The following is a 610-nucleotide window of genomic DNA, read 5'->3' as shown; positions in this document are numbered from 1 at the left end:
TTTAAGAAAAGCACCTCATAACTGAACCCTTTATGGGATTCGACGGGCGGCTTTTTTTATTTGACTGTAACCTTGAAGTCTTTTAATCGTCGGTATTTATAAGTATGCATTTATACAGGCCGTAACAATAAGGACAAAAGGGGTGTCTGAAGATGAAAAATAGAAGGTTACCAATCCTATTTATTATTTTATTAGTTTGGATTACTGGATGTAGTGCTAGCAGTGAAGAAAAAAGTGAAAAAATGTCTCAAAGTAATGACGTGGCTATGGATAACGCTCAATCTGGAAGTGGCAAGCAGGCAAATTTTTATTCAAGTGAAATGGGAAAAGCGGAAAAAACAATTAAGCCTGATAAAATAAAAGTACAAAACCAAATGGTCATTTATCAAGCGGATCTCGAACTGCGTGTAAAAAAATTTGATAAAACGGTCCAGACTCTTGAGGACAAAGTAATCAAATATGGCGGCTATATTACTGAGTCTAATGTGTCTAAAGAGGGGAAGGAGCAGGTCAGTGGCAGCATTAGGATAAGAATACCACAAAAAAACTTTCAAGCCTTTTTACATGATGCAGAGAGCCAGGCTGCAGAGGTTCTACAAAGAAACATAAC

General features: G+C 36.9%; 1 protein-coding gene. It reads left to right on the top strand.

Annotation, left to right across the window (positions count from 1 at the left end; genetic code table 11):
• Positions 1 to 152: 152 nt before the first annotated feature.
• A partial coding sequence (locus V7659_RS25560) for a DUF4349 domain-containing protein (protein ID WP_335542922.1) occupies positions 153 to 610 on the top strand: 458 nt, incomplete at its 3' end.

It is taken from the genome of Neobacillus drentensis, from assembly GCF_036966985.1.
Taxonomy (GTDB): domain Bacteria; phylum Bacillota; class Bacilli; order Bacillales; family Cytobacillaceae; genus Neobacillus; species Neobacillus drentensis_E.
The sequence above is the reverse complement of the archived record's forward strand: the minus strand, read 5'-3'. Positions and strand labels throughout refer to the sequence as shown.